11 protein-coding genes are annotated in these 14046 nt (G+C 74.1%); 9 read left to right on the top strand and 2 right to left on the bottom strand.

Going from position 1 to position 14046, the window contains the following annotated elements; translation table 11 throughout:
* Positions 1–35: 35 nt before the first annotated feature.
* From CNX65_RS27960 to CNX65_RS27930, 7 genes are all read left to right on the top strand, one after another.
* The gene (locus CNX65_RS27960; RefSeq protein ID WP_096496410.1) at positions 36–1577 is read left to right on the top strand and encodes an anthranilate synthase component I; all 1542 of its coding nucleotides are present in this window, start codon (positions 36–38) and stop codon (positions 1575–1577) included.
* Between the two features lie 145 nt (positions 1578–1722).
* Complete coding sequence (locus tag CNX65_RS27955; protein WP_232520038.1) at positions 1723–2601, top strand: Trp biosynthesis-associated membrane protein; 879 nt, start codon at positions 1723–1725, stop codon at positions 2599–2601.
* 221 nt (positions 2602–2822) lie between these two features.
* Positions 2823–3632: an indole-3-glycerol phosphate synthase TrpC gene (trpC, locus tag CNX65_RS27950; protein ID WP_096498040.1), complete on the top strand. Its 810-nt coding sequence runs from the start codon at positions 2823–2825 to the stop codon at positions 3630–3632.
* A 13-nt stretch (positions 3633–3645) separates the two neighbouring features.
* A complete protein-coding gene (gene trpB / locus CNX65_RS27945; RefSeq protein WP_096496409.1) occupies positions 3646–4881 on the top strand; it encodes a tryptophan synthase subunit beta in 1236 nt (411 codons plus the stop codon).
* Entirely contained in the window at positions 4878–5663 is a 786-nt protein-coding gene (gene trpA / locus CNX65_RS27940) for a tryptophan synthase subunit alpha (protein WP_096496408.1), read from the top strand. Before trpB ends, trpA begins: the two co-directional genes overlap by 4 nt.
* Positions 5664–5835: 172 nt before the next feature.
* Entirely contained in the window at positions 5836–6939 is a 1104-nt protein-coding gene (gene lgt / locus CNX65_RS27935) for a prolipoprotein diacylglyceryl transferase (protein ID WP_096498039.1), read from the top strand.
* 6 nt (positions 6940–6945) lie between these two features.
* Positions 6946–7614, top strand: coding sequence for a response regulator transcription factor (locus CNX65_RS27930; RefSeq protein ID WP_096496407.1), 669 nt, complete (start codon positions 6946–6948; stop codon positions 7612–7614).
* Positions 7615–7678: 64 nt separating this feature from the next.
* Here CNX65_RS27930 and CNX65_RS27925 read toward each other — a convergent pair whose 3' ends face one another.
* Positions 7679–8239 carry an AMIN-like domain-containing (lipo)protein gene (locus CNX65_RS27925; RefSeq protein WP_096496406.1) on the bottom strand — a complete coding sequence of 187 codons (561 nt, stop codon included), beginning with the start codon at positions 8237–8239 and terminating at the stop codon, positions 7679–7681.
* Between the two features lie 108 nt (positions 8240–8347).
* Between CNX65_RS27925 and CNX65_RS27920 the strand changes: the two genes are divergently transcribed.
* Positions 8348–9715: a sensor histidine kinase gene (locus CNX65_RS27920; protein WP_096496405.1), complete on the top strand. Its 1368-nt coding sequence runs from the start codon at positions 8348–8350 to the stop codon at positions 9713–9715.
* 623 nt (positions 9716–10338) lie between these two features.
* Here the strand turns inward: CNX65_RS27920 and CNX65_RS27910 are convergent.
* Positions 10339–11343 (bottom strand): TAXI family TRAP transporter solute-binding subunit, encoded by a 1005-nt coding sequence (locus CNX65_RS27910; protein WP_232520037.1) that lies wholly within the window; start codon positions 11341–11343, stop codon positions 10339–10341.
* Positions 11344–12111: 768 nt separating this feature from the next.
* Between CNX65_RS27910 and dctA the strand changes: the two genes are divergently transcribed.
* Positions 12112–13482 carry a C4-dicarboxylate transporter DctA gene (dctA, locus tag CNX65_RS27905; protein ID WP_096496404.1) on the top strand — a complete coding sequence of 457 codons (1371 nt, stop codon included), beginning with the start codon at positions 12112–12114 and terminating at the stop codon, positions 13480–13482.
* Positions 13483–14046: the final 564 nt, after the last annotated feature.

Genomic DNA, 14046 nt, shown 5'->3' with positions numbered 1-14046 from the left:
CCCGCCCCGCGAGCCGGACCGGGGACAATGGCGGCATGGTGAGCGTCATCGGTGCGGGCGTCGGGCTCGGCGAGGTCAGTCCCACCCGCGAGGAGTTCCGCGAACTCGCCGCGCAGCGCAGGGTCGTCCCTGTCGTGCGCCGGATCCTCGCGGACGCGGAGACCCCCGTCGGGCTGTACCGGAAGCTGGCCGCCGACCGGCCGGGCACGTTCCTGTTCGAGTCGGCGGAGAACGGCCGCTCGTGGGCGCGCTGGTCGTTCGTGGGGGCCCGGTGCGCGGGCGCGCTCACCGCGACCGGCGGCGAGGCGCACTGGACCGGGCAGCACCCGGTCGGGCTGCCCGAGGGCGGCGACCCGCTGGCGGCGCTGCGCGAGACCATCGAGGTGCTGCGCACCGACCCGCTGCCCGGCCTGCCCCCGCTGACCGGCGGCATGGTCGGCTACATCGGCTACGACGCGGTGCGCCGCCTCGAGCGGCTGCCCTCGCTGGCCGAGGACGACCTGAAGGTGCCCGAACTGGTCATGCTGCTCGCCACCGACCTCGCCGCGCTCGACCACCACGAGGGCACCGTCACGCTGATCGCCAACGCGATCAACTGGGACGACACCCCGGAGCGGGTCGACGCGGCCTACGACGACGCCGTGCGCAGGCTCGACGTGATGACCGAGGACCTGCACAACCCGGCGCCCGCCACGACCGCCGTGTTCTCCCGGCCCAAGCCGGAGTTCACCCGGCGGCGCTCCTCCGCGGAGCACCAGGCCGTGGTGGAGCGGGCCAAGGCGGCGATCCGGGAGGGCGAGGCCTTCCAGGTGGTGCTGTCGCAGCGGTTCGAGATGGAGACCACCGCCCACCCGCTGGACGTCTACCGGGTGCTGCGCACCTCCAACCCCAGCCCGTACATGTACCTGCTGCGGCTGGACGACTTCGACATCGTCGGGTGCAGCCCCGAGTCGCTGGTCACGGTCCGGGACGGCAAGGCCACCACTCACCCGATCGCGGGCACCCGGTGGCGCGGCGCGGACCCGGAGGAGGACTCGCTGCTGGAGAAGGACCTGCTCTCCGACGACAAGGAGCGCGCCGAGCACCTCATGCTCGTGGACCTGGGCCGCAACGACCTGGGCCGGGTGTGCAAGCCGGGCTCGGTGACCGTGGTGGACTTCTTCAAGGTCGAGCGGTACAGCCACGTGATGCACATCGTGTCCACGGTCAGCGGCGAGCTGGCCGAGGGGCGCACCGCGTTCGACGCGGTCGCGGCGTGCTTCCCGGCGGGCACCCTGTCCGGCGCGCCGAAGCCGCGCGCGATGGAGCTGATCGAGGAGCTGGAGCCGACCCGGCGCGGCCTGTACGGCGGCGTCGTGGGCTACCTGGACTTCGCGGGCGACGCGGACACCGCGATCGCGATCCGCACCGCGCTGATCCGCGACGGGGTGGCGTACGTGCAGGCGGGCGGCGGCATCGTGGCCGACTCGGACCCGGTGGCCGAGGACAACGAGTGCCTGAACAAGGCGGGCGCGGTCCTGGCCGCGATCGCGACGGCCCAGACCATGGCCCCGGCCGTGGAACCGACCCGTGTCTGAGGGCGGCGGCACAGCGCGGGACGGCGTTGGGCGGGAGGCCGCTGGGCGGGCTGGTGCAGAGCGGGATGGCGCAGCGCGGGAGGTTGCTGGGCGGGAGGCCGCAGCGCGGGAGGGCGTTGGGCGGGGCGAAGTCGGGCGGGACGGCGTGGCGAGGGCGGACGCGGCGGGGGAGCGGGTGCTGCCCGCAGGCATCCCGACCGTGTGCCCGACCCCCGATCCGGCTCCCCTTCCGGCCGCCGACCCGGCCGACGCGCGGCCCGCCGCTTCGGTTGCCGACCCGGTCGCCGGGATGGCTGCCGATCCGGCAGTCGATCCGGCCGACGCGCGGCCTGTCGCTTCGGTCGCCGATCCGGTCGCCGGGCTGGCTACTGCTTCGGTCACCGACCCGGTCGCCGATCCGGCCGGTGGTTCCCCTGCTGGCCCGACCGCCGCGCCGACCGCGCTTCCGGCCGCTGCTCGGGCCGGGTCCTCGGCCGACAGCGCCGGTGAGCCCGCCGGCGTCGACGCGCGGGCCGCAGCCGCCGGTTCCGGTGAGCAGGCCGGTGCCACGGGCGCCGCCGACCCCCCGCCCCCTCCACCACGTCCCGGCAGGCGCGAGCAGCGGCTCGTCCTCGGCCTGCTCCTGCTCGCCGCGCTCGTCCTCTGGGGCTCCTCCGCGCTCGACTGGGGCGCCGCCGGACCGCGGTGGCCGGTCCCGCTCGCCCTGCTCTCGGGCGCGGGCGTCGCGGCGGTGCTGGCGCTCGGCGGCGTGGTGCGGCGCGCGCTCGGCGCGGTGCTCGCGGTGGTCGGCCTGCTGGCCGTCGCGGTCGGCGTCGGCGACCTGCCCGCGTCCGGCCCGGTCGTCGGCCTGCTCGGCGCGCTGACCGTGGTCGCCTCGGGCGTCCTGCTGCTGGTCAAGGGCGGGCGGATGCCCCGGATGGGTGATCGCTACGAGACGCCCGCCGCGCGCAAGCCGTCCGCCGATCCCGAGCGCGAGCTGTGGAACGCCCTGGAGCGCGGCGACGATCCCACTGAGCGGGACTGATCTTCCACGGGGGGACCGCTCGTCCGAACCGGGCAAACCCCTCGCCGGGGGTTTGCGCACGTGAGGTCCGCGCGACCGTGCCCAGCAGCGCGAACGCGCAGACCCGGTGGCCGGTGCCGCCGACGTCCGGGGTTAGCATCCTTGCGGCGGGAAGGGGAGCATGACGTGCGGGAGTTCACGACCGAACTGGGACGGCCGGCCGAGGTGAACGGGGTGTGCGCATGACCGTTCTCGAGTCGATCATCGAAGGCGTTCGGGAGGACCTCGCCACGCGCGAGGCGGCGCTGCCCTTCGAGGTGCTCAGGGAGCGGGCGGCGAAAGCCGCGCCCCCCCAGGACGTGATGGCGGTGCTGCGCAACCCCGGGGTCGGGGTCATCGCCGAGGTGAAGCGCAAGAGCCCGTCCAAGGGCGCGCTCGCGGACATCCCCGAGCCTGCCGAGCTGGCCGCCGCCTACGAGGCGGGTGGCGCGCGGGTGATCAGCGTGCTGACCGAGCAGCGCCGCTTCGGCGGGTCGCTGGCGGACTTCGACGCGGTGCGCGCGGCGGTGCGGGTGCCGCTGCTGCGCAAGGACTTCATCGTCAGCCCGTACCAGGTGCACGAGGCGCGCCTGCACGGCGCCGACCTGGTGCTGCTGATCGTGGCGGCGCTGGAGCAGAACGCGCTGGTGTCGCTGCTCGACCGGGTCGAGTCCCTCGGGATGACGGCGCTGGTCGAGGTGCACACGGCCGAGGAGGCCGACCGGGCGCTGGAGGCGGGGGCGAGCGTCATCGGCGTGAACGCCCGCAACCTGCACACCCTGGAGGTCGACAAGGAGGTGTTCGGCCGGATCGCGCCCGGCCTGCCCTTCGAGACGATCAAGATCGCCGAGTCCGGGGTCACCGGTCCCGGCGACCTGATGGCCTACGCCGGGGCGGGCGCCGACGCGGTGCTCGTCGGCGAGAGCCTGGTGACGAGCGGCGACCCCAAGGTCGCGGTGAACAAGCTGGTGACCGCTGGATCGCACCCGGCGTGCCCCCGGCCCAGTCGTTGATGGGAGAGAGCGCATGACGCGCGACCAGTTCGCCCACACCCCGCACGACCCCGACGTCCGGGGTCACTTCGGGCGGTGGGGCGGCCGGTTCATGCCGGAGGCGCTGATCGCGGCTCAGGACGAGTTGGCCGCGGAGTACGAGAAGGCGCGGGTCGACCCGGAGTTCCTGGGTGAGTTCGCCCGGCTGCTCAAGGAGTACGCGGGCCGCCCGTCGCTGCTGACCGAGGCCAGGCGGTTCGCCGAGCACGCGGGCGGCGCGCGGGTGTTCCTCAAGCGCGAGGACCTCAACCACACCGGCTCGCACAAGATCAACAACGTGCTGGGCCAGGTGCTGCTCACCAAGCGCATGGGCAAGAAGCGCGTCATCGCCGAGACGGGCGCGGGCCAGCACGGCGTCGCCACCGCCACGGCGTGCGCGCTCATGGGCCTGGACTGCGTGATCTACATGGGCGAGGTCGACACCGAGCGCCAGGCGCTCAACGTCGCCCGGATGCGGCTGCTCGGTGCCGAGGTCATCCCGGTCGGCACCGGCTCGCGCACCCTCAAGGACGCGATCAACGAGGGCCTGCGCGACTGGGTCGCCAGCGTCGACCACACCCACTACCTGATGGGCACGGCGGCGGGCGCGCACCCGTTCCCGATGATGGTCCGCGACTTCCACCGGGTGATCGGCATCGAGGCCCGGCAGCAGGTGCTCGACCAGGCCGGGCGGCTGCCCGACGCGGTCGCGGCCTGCGTGGGCGGCGGCTCCAACGCCATCGGCATCTTCCACGGCTTCATCGACGACCCGTCGGTGCGCCTGGTCGGCCTGGAGCCCGGCGGCGACGGCGTCGAGACCAAGCGGCACGGCGCCACCCTCACCAAGGGGACGGCGGGCTCGCTGCACGGGGCCATGTCGTACGTGCTCCAGACCGAGGACGGGCAGATCGCCGAGGCGCACTCCATCTCGGCGGGCCTGGACTACCCCGGCGTCGGGCCCGAGCACGCGCACCTGAAGGACACCGGTCGCGCCGAGTACCGGCCGATCACCGACGCGCAGGCGATGGACGCGTTCGCGCTGCTGTCGCGCACCGAGGGCATCATCCCCGCCGTCGAGTCCGCGCACGCCCTCGCGGGCGCGCTGGACCTCGGGCGGGAGCTGGGGCCGGACGGCCTGATCCTGGTCAACCTGTCCGGTCGCGGCGACAAGGACATGGACACGGCGGTCTCGTGGTTCGGGCTCGGCGTCAAGGAGGAGGACGCGTCGTGAGCGCGTTGGACAGCGTTTTCTCGACGTGCCGGGACGAGGGGCGCTCCGCGCTCATCGGCTACCTGCCCGCCGGGTTCCCCACGGTCGAGGGCTCCAAGGACGTCCTGCGGGCCATGGTCGAGTCCGGGTGCGACGTGGTCGAGGTCGGGATGCCCTACTCCGACCCGGTGATGGACGGCCCGACCATCCAGGCCGCCGCGCAGCAGGCGCTCGACGGCGGGTTCCGGGTGCGGGACCTGTTCGGCGTGGTCGAGTCGGTCGCCGCGCTCGGCGGCAAGGCCGTGGTGATGACCTACTGGAACCCGGTGCTGCACTACGGCGTGGACGCGTTCTCCCGCGACCTCGCCGCCGCCGGTGGCCTCGGGCTGATCACCCCGGACCTGGTGCCCGACGAGGCCGAGGACTGGATGGCGGCCTCCGAGGCGCACGGGCTGGACCGGATCTTCCTGGTCGCGCCCTCCTCCACCGAGGAGCGGATCGACCTGACCGCCAAGGCCTCCAGCGGCTTCCTGTACGCCACCGCCGTCATGGGCGTGACCGGCGCGCGGACGGCCGTGTCGTCGGCGGCCCCCGCGCTGGTCGGGCGGGTCAGGGAGCACACCGACATGCCGGTGTGCGTGGGCCTCGGCGTGCGGGACGGCGCGCAGGCCGCGCAGGTCGCCTCGTTCGCGGACGGGGTGATCGTCGGCTCGGCGTTCGTGTCCGCGGTGGCCGGTGGCGGGGTGCCCGCGCTGGCGGAGGAGCTGGCGAAGGGCGTGCGCGGGGTCGGCGGCCCGGCCTGACGACCCGTGGTGCGCGACGGGGGTTTCACACGTTCGTGTGAGGCCCCCGTTCTGCTGCGCGGGTGGTCTGCGCGGAGCGGGTTCGGACGCCCCCGAAAGCGGGATGTCCCCCGGTAACGATCGGGTCGCCCGGTTCGGGGGCGTGGTCCCAGCGACTACGGTGGTGCGCGTGGTGACGACTTACCTGGCGAGCATCCCGAGTCCTGCCCAGGGCGTGTGGCATCTCGGCCCCCTCCCCCTGAGGGCGTACGCGCTCTTCATCATCCTCGGCATCATCGTCGCGATCTCGTGGGGCGAGCGGCGCTGGGTGGCCCGAGGCGGGCAGAAGGGGACGGTCACCGACGTCGCGGTGTTCGCGGTGCCGTTCGGCCTGGTCGGCGGCAGGCTCTACCACGTCGCCACCGACTACCACAAGTACTTCGGCGAGGGCAAGGACCCGCTCGACGCCCTGAAGATCTGGAACGGCGGCCTCGGCATCTGGGGCGCGATCGCCCTCGGCGGCGTCGGCGCCTGGATCGCCTGCCGCCGAAGGGGCATCCCGCTGCCCGCGATGGCCGACGCGCTCGCCCCCGGCATCGTGGTCGGGCAGGCCATCGGCCGCATCGGCAACTACTTCAACCAGGAGCTGTACGGCGCGGAGACCACCGTGCCGTGGGGCCTGGAGATCTACGAGCGCGTCGACCCGGTCACCGGCATGAAGAACGACCTCAACGGCGTCGCGGTCGACACGGCCACGCCGCTGATGACCGTCCACCCGACGTTCCTGTACGAGCTGCTGTGGAACCTGGGCGTCGCCGCGCTCATCGTGGTCGCCGACCGCAAGCTGCGGCTGGGCCACGGCCGGGTGTTCGCGCTGTACGTCGCCGGCTACACGGCGGGCCGCTTCTGGATCGAGATGATGCGCACCGACGAGGCCACCATGGTCCTCGGGCTGCGGATCAACGTGATCACGTCGGTCGTGGTGTTCCTCGGCGCGGTGCTGTACTTCGTGCTCGCGGCCAAGCGCGGCCCGAGGGAGACGTACGTCGAACCGGCTCCGGAGCCCGAGCTGCCGGAGGGGGCCGACGCGGCCTCCGACGCGGAGGGCGAGAAGGTGTCGGCGACCACCGCGCCCGCCCCGAGGACGGCCTCGGGCGACACCCCGGTCGCCACGGACCCGACGACCCCGGCCTCGGCCGACTCGACGGCGCAGGACTCGAAGGCCACGGGCTCGACGCCCACCCCGGCCACCCCGGTCGCCGAGGACCCGGCGAAGCAGAAGCAGCCGGACGAGTAGACCGACGTGCGCATACTCGTCGTCGAGGACGACGACCGGGTGGCGCGTGGTCTGCTCACCGCACTGCGGCACGCGGGTTACGAGGTCCACCGGGCGGCGTCGGCCGCCGCGGCGCTCGCCGCCGCCCCGGTCGACGTCGTGCTGCTCGACCTCGGCCTGCCGGACGGCGACGGCCTGGACGTGCTCCGCGAGCTGCGCGACCGGCGGGGCACCGCGGTGATCGCGGTGACCGCGCGCGGCGAGGAGCGCGAGCGGGTGCTGGGCCTGCGCGCGGGCGCCGACGACTACGTCGTCAAGCCGTTCGGCACGGCGGAGCTGCTGGCCAGGATCGAGGCGGTGCTGCGCCGCACCCGCGACGCGCGCGCCGGGTCCGGCCGCTCCGAGGCGCTGGGGCTGGGCCCGCTCACCCTGGACCCGGCCACCCGCGAGGCGAGCGTGGCAGGCCGCCCGCTGGCGCTGACCCGCAAGGAGTTCGACCTGCTGGCCCTGCTGGTCGGCAGGGCGGGGTCGGTGGTGAGCCGGGACCTGATCGTCGACCAGGTCTGGAAGGCGCACTGGGAGGCGCCGTCGCGCACCCTGGACACCCACATCGCCGCGCTGCGCGGCAAGCTCGGCGCGGAGGTCCGCATCGAGACCGTGCGCGGCGTCGGCTACCGCATCGTCGTCACCCCGTGACCCGGCCGGACCCCGGTGGAGCTGCTCCACCGGGGTCCGGCCTGGGTCGTTCCTCAGCGCGGGGTCACCAGGAGTGCGCGACGTCCACCACGAGCCGCCCCGGCAGGGTGAACACCCGGAACGGCAGGCGGGCGCGCACCCCCAGCCCGACGGTCGAGCGCCCCTCGAACGAGTTGCCCCAGGCGACCTGCCGGAACGTCCGGTAGCCGGTGACGTCCACCAGCTCGGACCGGTCCGCGAAGGTGTAGGTGGGGGCGCCGTCGTCGTCGTGCGCGGGCGAGTGCGCCACCACCAGCAGCTTCGCGCCCCCGCGCAGCGGGATCACCTCGCCGCTGCCGTCCGCGTGGATCACGTCCCGGTACCCGACCAGGTGACCCTCGCCCGCCCCGCCACCGGGGATGTCGAACACTAGCCGGTCGAAGCACTCCTGCTGCCCGGCCCGCAGGTCGACCAGCGGACCGGGCGAGGTGTCGGCGGACTGCTGGTCCTGCGACCCCCAGTCGACCGCGCAGTTCGCGGTGGTGGTCCCGGCGCTGACCGCGTTCGCGCTCGCGTTCGCGGTCGCGGCGGGCGCGAGGCCCAGTCCGACCAGGACGGCGAGCGCGGCCGTCGTCTTGCGTAGCATGGCTCTCCCCTCTCGTCGGGCGCCGCTCCCGGCGCCCGAGCTTCAAGAACGCGCGCCCGGCGCCCAGGTCGCACCGGGCCGTGACCGTGTCCCCCGGCGGAGGTCGGCGTGTTCCGGAGACTGCTGGCGCTGATCGTGCCGCTGCTCGTGGGCCTGGTGGGCGCGCTCGGCGTGCCGCTGGCGTTCTCCGTCGTGCAGCGCGAGAGCCAGGCCACCTACCTGGACCGGTTGGGCGACGCGAGCCGGTTCGCCTCGCTCGCGGAGAACGCGCTCGCCTCCAACCGGTTGACCGCGCTGCGCGAGGAGCTGGTGCGCTACGACCAGCTCTACGGCATCCCTGCGGCGCTGATCGGCACGGACGGCACCGCGCTGGTCGAGTCCCGGACCCCGTTCGACCGCAGCGACCCGGCCGTGCGCGCGGGCCTGCACGCGGCGTTCAGCGGTTACCGGGGCGAGGGCGACCCGTCGGTGTGGCCGTGGGAGCGGCGCGACCTGGTCGTGGTGGAGCCGGTGGGGCGGGACAGCGAGGTCGTGGCGGCGGTCGTGACGATCTCGCCGACCGGGCGGCTGCGCGCCGAGGTGGCCCGGCAGTGGGGGCTGCTGGCGCTGCTCGGCCTGCTGCCGCTGCTGGGCGCGGTCGCGGTGGCGTGGCCGATGTCGCGGTGGGTGCTGCGCCCGGTGCGCAGCCTGGACGAGGCCACCGCGGCGGTCGCGGGCGGCGAGCTGGACGCGCGCGTGGACGAGGTCGGGGGCCCGCCGGAGCTGCGCAGGCTGGCGGCGTCGTTCAACACGATGGTGGACGTGGTGGGGCGGGCGCTGCGCCGCCAGCGGGCGTTCGTCTCGGACGCCTCCCACCAGCTGCGCAACCCGCTGGCGAGCCTGCGGCTGGCGGTGGACGACCTGGAGCACCACGTCCGCGACGACGCGGGCCGCGAGGCGCAGCGGATCGCCGTGGAGGAGGCGGAGGAGATGGGCCGCGTCCTGGACGCCCTGCTCGCCGCGACCCGCCTGGACAGCGCGTCGTCGGCGGAACCGGTGGAGGTCGACCCGCTGCTGGCCGCGCACGCGCCCGGCTGGCGGGCGCTGGCGGGCGGCGTGGCGCTGCGGGTGGAGGTCCCCCCTGGTCTGCGCGTGCTCGAACCGCCGGGCGGCCTGGGCAGCGTGCTCGACGAGCTGGTGGGCAACGCGATCCGGCTGTCCGGCGCCACCGAGATCAGGATCTGGGCCGGGACGGCGGGCGAGGACGTGGAGCTGCACGTGACCGACAACGGCACGGGCCTGGACGACCAGGAGCGCGCGAACGCCCTCAGCCGCTTCTGGCGCTCGCCCCGCCACCAGAACATCGCGGGAACCGGCCTCGGCCTGGCGATCTGCGCCGAGCTCATCACCTCGGCGGGCGGCGCCCTGACCCTGACCGAAGCCACCCCGAACGGCCTGACCGCGACGGTCCGCCTGAGAACCCGCCCGACCCCCTGACCCCACAACACCCCCGAACCCCGCACGCACCAACCCGCGCACCATCCCGAGCACACCACCCCGCGCACACCATCCCGAGCCGCGGCCCCGAGCCAGCGCCCCGACCCGAGCCGAGCCCACACCCCGACCCGAGCCAGCGCCCCGACCCGAGCCCACATCCCGACCAGAACCTGCACCCCGACCTGAGCCCGCACCCCGACCCGAGCTGGCTGGCTGGCCGCTTCGAGCTGGCACCCCGATCCGAGCCCGCAGGCCGCTCCGAACCCGCTGGCCGCTGGCCGCCCCGAACCCGCGGACCAGTCTCACTCGCGTCCGGCCGCCGGGAACATGGGCAAACCTGACCACGCCACGCACCCCGCCGGCGCAGCACCCATCGCCGCGCCCGGAGCACCCGTGGCACGTCTCGGCGAGAACCGACACCCGGTAGCCGTCCACCCGCGTCACCACGATCGCACCGGGGTCCGACAAGAACCGGGCCTCCGGGCAGTGCTCGGCGGCGGTTCACCCCACCGTGTCAGCCAGCCACCCCGTGACAGGTCCCGTGACAGGCCCCGGGACCCTCCCGTCAGCGCCCACTAGCGCCCGTCAGCCAGTGCGCCCGTCAGCTCGCCCCCGCGCCCCGGTCAGCGCTTCACCTCGCGGAACCAGCGCGCCGCGCCCCGGTGCAGCGGGACCTGGCCCGTCGCGATGCCCGTCCGCACGTTGATCCGGCTGGCCTCCGGGTGGCCCGCGACGATGCGCTCGGACTCGGTGAACACCGTCCTGGTGACGACCTCGACGGCGTCCTCGGCCAGCGCGGTGCGGGCCAGCAGGAGGTTCGGCACGGCCAGGGTCCGGCACGGGCCCAGCGGGCCGTAGGTGGTGGCCGGGATGGTCGCGGGAACGTACGGGCCTGGGTAGGCGCGGGCCAGGGCCTCGGCCTCGTCGGGCAGGTCGAGGAGGCGGGGCGGGCGACCGCTCAGCAGGGTGCTGACCGCCGGGGTGGGGATGCCGGTGAGCAGCACCGCCGCGTCGATCGCGCCCGACGCCAGGCGCCGGGACGCCTCGTCGTGCGCCATCCGCAGGCCCTGCGCGCGGATGCCCAGCAGGTCGAGCAGCCTGGTCCCGGTGAACTCGCTGCCCGACTCGACCGGGCCCAGCGACACCCGCAGACCGGACAGGTCGGCGAGCCTGCGCACCGGCGAGTCACCCGGCACCACGACCTGCAGGAAGCTGTCGTACAACCGGCCCACCGCGCTGACGCCCGCCGGGTCGGAGTCGCTGAGCGGCGTGTCCACGATCGCGTCCAGCGAGGACAGCCCGAGGTCGACGGCGCCCTCCTTGAGCAGCCGGACGTTCTCCACCGACGCCCCGGTCTGGCGCGCGGTCACCCTGGTGCCGGGGAGGTTCTCGGCGAGCGCGGACGCCAGCGCCGCCCCGATCTCCCGGAACACCGCCCCGTCCGGACCGGTCGCCAGCACCAGCGACCCCGGACCCACCGGATCGGCCGGACCGCAGGCCACCGAGGTCAGCGCGGGCAGCGCCGACAGCAGCAGCGCCCGTCGCGAGACGCCGGTCCCGGCAGGACCGCGGGCGGGGAGCCCACGACCGGCGACGCGCCCGGACCGCTTCCCGGCGAACGACCCCACTCCGGCTCCCTCCCGAACCACAGATCACGGCCAACCCATCCCGAGCGAGCCCGACCCCGCCCGCCGGCCTCGGTCGAGCCCCTGGCCGAATCCGACCCCGCCCGCCGATCCCGGCCGAGCCCGCCCCGACCCGCCGAGCCCGACCGAACCCGATCCCGCCTACCGGCTCCAAGCGACATCCCAGCCGAACCCGACCCCGGCCGCCGATCCGACCGGCACGCCGACCGAGCCCGTCCCGTCCCGCCGAGACCGACCCGCCGATCCCGGCCGCGCCCGTCCCTGCCCGCCGATCCCGACCGGCACCCCGACCGCGCCCGTCCCCGCCCGCCGGTCCCGATCGGCCATCCCAACCAAGCCCGTCCCGCCGCGGCAGCCTGCCATCCCCGGCCTCCCGAGTGCCACCGCCCGGCTCGCCGCCCCGCCCGCGAGCCCTCCCACCCGACCCGCCCCCTGTCCACCCGAACGGGGTGTGAGCCGCGTCCCCGCCCCCGCCGACCGCCCCCGGACCACCCGTCCGCACCGGGAGTCGCCCACCGTGACCACGTCTGCGCCCCGCGCCCCCGCCAAGCGCTTGCCCGCAGCGCTCCGTGCCCGGTCAACACGGGTTCGTCACCCGCTGCCACCGTCCTAGGGGGCGCGTTCCCGCATCCGCGTGAACAGAGTGTTACGTCAGAGGGATCTGAAGTTTCAGTCGAGCGACTTGCCGTGAGTTCCCACTGTGCTCAGGATCACCGGACAACACCCGCCGGGCCCCTTGAGGAGGACAACGTGGTCACCGCGGAAACCCGTGAGCGCAAGCCGATCTACAAGCACCTGTACTTCTGGGTGCTGGTGTCGATCGTGCTGGGCGTGGTAGTCGGGTACGCCTTCCCGGCCCAGGCGTCCGGCATGAAGTGGCTCGCCGACTTCTTCGTCGCGCTGGTCAAGGTCGTCATCGCCCCGACCATCTTCTGCACCGTCGTCGTCGGCATCGCGGGCCTGGGCAACCTGGCCAAGGCGGGCGGCCTGGCGCTGCGCACCATCCTGTACTTCACCGCGATGACCACGGTGGCGCTCGCCATCGGCATGGTCGTGGTCAACGTCGTGCAGCCCGGCCACCACGGCCCGGCCATCCCGATCAACGACTCGGCCGCCGAGAAGACCCTCGCCGACGCCGCCACCGCCGAGACCGGCGTCACCGGCTTCATCCTGAGCCTGGTCCCCAAGTCGTTCGTCGGCGCGTTCACCGACGGCCAGCTGATCCAGGTCCTCGTCGTCGCGATCCTGGTCGCGGTCGCCGTGGCGGGCATGGGCAAGCGCGGCGAGCGCGTCGTCACCGCCCTGGACACCACCGCCAAGGTCATGTTCGGCGTCATCAAGATCGTCATGTACGCGGCCCCGATCGGCGCGTTCGGCGGCATCGCCTACACGATCGGCAAGTTCGGCGGCACGATCCTCGGCAAGCTCGCCTGGCTGATGGGCTCGTTCTACGTCACCTGCATCCTGTTCGTGTTCGTCGTCCTCGGCGGCGTCGGCATGTACGCAGGCGTCAACATCGTGAAGTTCCTGCGCTACATCAAGGACGAGCTGCTGATCGTGCTCGGCACGTCCTCCAGCGAGTCGGTGCTGCCCCGGATGCTGGTCAAGCTGGAGGCGGCGGGCGCGGACAAGTCCGTCGTCGGCCTGACCATCCCGACCGGCTACTCGTTCAACCTCGACGGCACCTGCATCTACCTGACCATGGGCGCGATCTTCATCGCCCAGGCCACCGGCCACGACGTCAGCATCGGCACCCAGATCGGCCTGCTGCTGTTCATGCTGCTGGCCTCCAAGGGCGCGGCGGGCGTCACCGGCGCGGGCCTGGTCACCCTGGCCGCCTCGCTGCAGGCGTTCGAGGCCAACAGCGCCATCCCGGCCGTCGGCATCGCCCTGATCGTCGGCATCGACCGCTTCATGTCCGAGGCCCGCGCGCTGACCAACGTCGTCGGCAACGGCATCGGCACCCTGGTGATCGCCAAGTGGCAGAAGCAGCTCGACGGCGAGCAGCTCAAGCGCGTCCTGGACGACCCGGACTCGGTCGACGTCGACAGGCTGATGGACCAGCAGCACGGCGACGACGACGAGACCAGCAAGCAGCCGGTGGGCGCGGGCGCCCGCTGACCGCCTCCCCGACGCCGAGGGCCCCGTCTCCGCAGCACGCGGGGGCGGGGCCCTCGGGTCACTCCGGGGGCGAACGGGGCCGCGCCGCCCGGTGGCGTCCGAAGAGGACACGATGGGGTGGGTTCTCCGAGTCGCAACCCGCCCGTCACAGTCGAACCGGCCCGTGCCGCCGCCCGTCCGGCGCCCGCCACGACCCCGTGTCACCCCAGGTCCGGCCACGCCGTGTTCGCGCCCGCGGAGGACCGGGAACCCACCCCCTCCGGGGGACGCGGAAGATCACTCAGCGCCACGGACCGGCCCCGAGCGCCGCCGCCCCTTGACGGGATCTTGAACCTGAACGCAGAATGTCCCGCGATTCCGCTGGGCGGGTGGAAAAACCACCCGACCCGCACAACGGGAGATCCGATCCGGCGCACACGCCCGCGCGTCTCCCGCAACCCGATCCGCCGGTCGGAGGCGGTCCCGCTCCACTCGGGACGGTCGCCGAGGGCGGTCGAACGAACGGCTCCGCTGAGCGAGAAGGACGCGGAGCACGTCACCAACAGGGGTGCCGCTGGGCGCTCC

The organism is Actinosynnema pretiosum, from assembly GCF_002354875.1.
Taxonomy (GTDB): domain Bacteria; phylum Actinomycetota; class Actinomycetes; order Mycobacteriales; family Pseudonocardiaceae; genus Actinosynnema; species Actinosynnema auranticum.
The sequence above is the reverse complement of the archived record's forward strand: the minus strand, read 5'-3'. Positions and strand labels throughout refer to the sequence as shown.

Excerpts from the sequence above, each read along its gene's own strand:
- CNX65_RS27925 (WP_096496406.1), bottom strand. The coding sequence starts at position 8,239 with ATGCTACGCAAGACGACGGCCGCGCTCGCCGTCCTGGTCGGACTGGGC.
- trpB (WP_096496409.1), top strand. The coding sequence starts at position 3,646 with ATGACGCGCGACCAGTTCGCCCACACCCCGCACGACCCCGACGTCCGG.
- CNX65_RS27960 (WP_096496410.1), top strand. The coding sequence starts at position 36 with ATGGTGAGCGTCATCGGTGCGGGCGTCGGGCTCGGCGAGGTCAGTCCC.
- trpC (WP_096498040.1), top strand. The coding sequence starts at position 2,823 with ATGACCGTTCTCGAGTCGATCATCGAAGGCGTTCGGGAGGACCTCGCC.